Origin of the sequence: Streptomyces sp. NPDC058375 (genome assembly GCF_042723425.1) — a bacterium.
GTDB lineage: Bacteria > Actinomycetota > Actinomycetes > Streptomycetales > Streptomycetaceae > Streptomyces > Streptomyces durocortorensis.
The window spans coordinates 1-3,218 of record NZ_JBHXJG010000433.1 but is presented as its reverse complement, the minus strand read 5'-3'; the positions used below and the strand labels follow the sequence as shown (position 1 = coordinate 3,218).

Annotated in this window: 4 protein-coding genes; 2 read left to right on the top strand and 2 right to left on the bottom strand. The window is 70.5% G+C overall.

Annotated features, from left to right (window positions below; translation table 11 throughout):
* Positions 1 to 62: 62 nt before the first annotated feature.
* Together ACFWM7_RS34650 and phoU are read right to left on the bottom strand one after the other, a co-directional pair.
* Positions 63 to 212 (bottom strand): hypothetical protein, encoded by a 150-nt coding sequence (locus ACFWM7_RS34650; RefSeq protein WP_383268578.1) that lies wholly within the window; start codon positions 210 to 212, stop codon positions 63 to 65.
* A gap of 171 nt (positions 213 to 383) precedes the next feature.
* Positions 384 to 1,061 (bottom strand): phosphate signaling complex protein PhoU, encoded by a 678-nt coding sequence (gene phoU, locus ACFWM7_RS34645; protein ID WP_006125649.1) that lies wholly within the window; start codon positions 1,059 to 1,061, stop codon positions 384 to 386.
* Between the two features lie 198 nt (positions 1,062 to 1,259).
* Here phoU and ACFWM7_RS34640 point away from each other — a divergent pair, with 198 nt between their 5' ends.
* Both ACFWM7_RS34640 and ACFWM7_RS34635 read left to right on the top strand, forming a co-directional pair.
* On the top strand, positions 1,260 to 2,522 hold the full coding sequence (locus tag ACFWM7_RS34640) for a sensor histidine kinase (RefSeq protein ID WP_383268576.1): 1,263 nt from the start codon (positions 1,260 to 1,262) through the stop codon (positions 2,520 to 2,522).
* The gene (locus tag ACFWM7_RS34635; RefSeq protein ID WP_003968183.1) at positions 2,519 to 3,199 is read left to right on the top strand and encodes a response regulator transcription factor; all 681 of its coding nucleotides are present in this window, start codon (positions 2,519 to 2,521) and stop codon (positions 3,197 to 3,199) included. The genes ACFWM7_RS34640 and ACFWM7_RS34635 overlap by 4 nt, the downstream gene beginning before the upstream one ends.
* Positions 3,200 to 3,218: the final 19 nt, after the last annotated feature.

Sequence of the window (3,218 nt, the reverse complement as noted above, 5' to 3'; positions counted from 1 at the left end):
GACCTTGCTCCGGGCGGGCGCCGCGCGTTCGTACCTGTCACGGGTACGGAGGCGGGTACGGGTCAGCCGGAGCAGCCGCCGCACTGGCACGGGGCACCGGACTGGCAGCCGCACCCGCAGCCCGACCCGCATCCGCAGGCACCGAGCACGGGCAGGTGCACCACTTCGGTCGGGGTCTCCTGCTGGGGTTCGGTCATGGGGGAATCGGCCATGGTCCCTCCTCAGGGCATACGGCTGGGCGGCGGACGCCGGTGCGCCGCCGCCGGGGACGTACGGCATGACCCGCTGCGTACGGCCACGGCGCCGCCCCCGTCCCATTGCATGCCCATCCCGGCGGGCGCATCAACGGCGCACGCGCGCAGGAACGTATGTACGCCCCCCGGCTACGCGCCCTCGACCGGGGCCGCCGCCTGGATCTCGTCCGCGTGCTCGCCCGTCACCAGGTAGACCACGCGCTTGGCGACCGACACCGCGTGGTCGGCGAAGCGCTCGTAGTAGCGGCCCAGCAGCGTCACGTCGACGGCCGTCTCGATGCCGTGCTTCCAGCGGTCGTCCATCAGGTGCTGGAACAGCGTGCGGTGCAGCAGGTCCATCTCGTCGTCGTCCTGCTCCAGCTGGAGCGCCAGATCGACGTCCTTGGTGATGATGACCTCGGCCGCCTTGGCCATCAGGCGCTGGGCGAGCTGGCCCATCTCCAGAATGGTGGCGTGCAGGTCGTGCGGGACCGCCGACTGCGGGAAGCGCAGCCGGGCCAGCTTCGCCACATGCTGGGCGAGGTCGCCCGAGCGCTCCAGATCGGCGCTCATCCGCAGCGAGGTCACCACGATGCGCAGGTCGGTGGCCACCGGCTGCTGGCGGGCCAGGAGCGCGATGGCGCGGGCCTCCAGGTCGTGCTGGAGGTCGTCGACCTTCTGGTCGCCGGCGATCACGTTCTCCGCCAGCGTCAGATCGGCGTCCAGCATGGACGTGGTCGCCCGGCCGATCGCCGAGCCGACCAGCCGGGCCATCTCGACCAGGCCTTCTCCGATCGAATCGAGTTCCTCGTGGTAAGCGTCGCGCATGGAAGTCCCTCTCCAGTTCCAAACTGAGGCCGGGGTCTCGGACCGACCCCCACGGTTACACGGTGGGGCCGTAACGCGTCCGGATCCGGCCTCCTAAGTGAACCGGCTCCTACCCCTCGGTGAACTCTGGGCGACGAGTGTTCGAGATGGCACTCGGACGGCTGGGAGAGTGTCGTCGCACCCGCATAACCTTGAAGCATGGACGTGAACGCGGCGGTCGCCGCAGCTGCTGCGATCGCCGGTCTCCTGACCGGTGTGATCGCCATGCTGGCGTTCCGCTGGAGCGAGCGCGACCTGAAACGGCCCACGCGCACTTCGCTGCGGCCGGACAGCAACGCGGCTCTTCCCCCCGGAGTGGACACCGTCCTCTCCGTACTCAGCTCCTCGGCCGTCGTCCTCGACGAGAGCGACAGCGTGGTCAAGGCCAGCTCGGCGGCGTACGCCCTGGGCCTGGTCAGAGGCGGCCGGCTGGCCGTCGAGCCGATGCTCAACATGGCCCGGGACACCCGGCGGGACGGCGAGATACGGCAGGTCGAGCTGGACCTGCCCCGGCGCGGCACGGGCCGGGGGGACACCCTCGCCGTCTCCGCCCGGGTCGCCCCCCTCGGCTCCCGGCTGGTGCTGCTGCTCGTCGAGGACCTCACCGAGGCCCGCCGGATAGAAGCGGTACGGCGCGACTTCGTCGCCAACGTCAGCCACGAGCTCAAGACCCCGACCGGAGCGCTCTCCCTGCTCTCCGAGGCGGTCATGGACGCCTCCGACGACCCGGAGGCCGTGGAGCGGTTCGCCGGGCGGATGCAGATCGAGGCGACCCGGCTCACCAACCTCGTCCAGGAGCTCATCGACCTCTCCCGGGTGCAGAACGACGACCCGCTGGAAGACGCCGAGCCGGTCAAGGTGGAGACGCTGGTCGCCGAGGCGATCGACCGCTGCCGCCAGCAGGCCGGCTCCAAACAGATCACCATGGCCTCCGCGGGCGCCGAGGGCCTCACGGTCTGGGGCAACCGCGGCCAGCTCGTCGGCGCGCTCGGCAACCTCGTCGAGAACGCCGTCAACTACAGCCCCGCCCACACCCGCGTCGGCATCGCCGCACGCCGCCTCGCCTCGCCCGGTGGGGACCTCATCGAGATAGCCGTCACCGACCAGGGCATCGGCATCTCCGAGAAGGACCGCGAACGGGTCTTCGAGCGCTTCTACCGCGTCGACCCGGCCCGCTCACGGGCCACCGGTGGCACCGGTCTCGGCCTCGCCATCGTCAAACACGTGGCCGCCTCGCACGGCGGGGAGGTCACCGTCTGGAGCTCCGAGGGACAGGGCTCCACCTTCACCCTCCGGCTGCCCGAAACGGGCGCCACGAGGGAGCGCACCACCGGCGGACCGCTTATCGTCAACGGCGACGACGAGGGGCCGTACGAGACCGACACCTTTGACCCCTTCCCTGCCCCGGAGGCTCGACCGTGACCCGAGTGCTTGTCGTCGAGGATGAGGAATCCTTCAGCGACGCCCTGTCCTACATGCTGCGCAAGGAAGGTTTCGAGGTCGCCATCGCGGCGACCGGTCCCGACGGTCTGGACGAGTTCGAGCGCAACGGCGCCGACCTGGTCCTCCTCGACCTGATGCTGCCCGGCCTGCCCGGCACCGAGGTGTGCCGCCAGCTCCGCAGCCGCTCCAACGTCCCGGTGATCATGGTCACCGCCAAGGACAGCGAGATCGACAAGGTCGTCGGGCTGGAGATAGGAGCCGACGACTACGTCACCAAGCCCTTCTCCTCCCGCGAACTCGTCGCCCGCATCCGGGCCGTCCTGCGCCGTCGCGGCGAGCCGGAGGAGGTCACCCCGGCCGCCCTGGAGGCGGGCCCGGTCCGGATGGACGTCGACCGGCACGTCGTCACCGTCTCCGGCGGCAAGGTCGACCTCCCGCTCAAGGAGTTCGACCTGCTGGAGATGCTCCTGCGCAACGCGGGCCGCGTGCTCACCCGTATGCAGCTCATCGACCGGGTCTGGGGCGCGGACTACGTCGGCGACACCAAGACCCTCGACGTCCACGTCAAGCGCCTGCGCGCCAAGATCGAGCCCGACCCTGGCGCCCCGCGCTACCTCGTCACCGTGCGGGGGCTGGGGTACAAGTTCGAGCCGTAGACCGCAGGACGGCTGACAC

What these genes read in the sequence shown, in the direction of transcription:
- ACFWM7_RS34640 (WP_383268576.1), top strand. Translation starts at nt 1,260, where the DNA reads ATGGACGTGAACGCGGCGGTCGCCGCAGCTGCTGCGATCGCCGGTCTC.
- ACFWM7_RS34650 (WP_383268578.1), bottom strand. Translation starts at nt 212, where the DNA reads ATGGCCGATTCCCCCATGACCGAACCCCAGCAGGAGACCCCGACCGAA.
- phoU (WP_006125649.1), bottom strand. Translation starts at nt 1,061, where the DNA reads ATGCGCGACGCTTACCACGAGGAACTCGATTCGATCGGAGAAGGCCTG.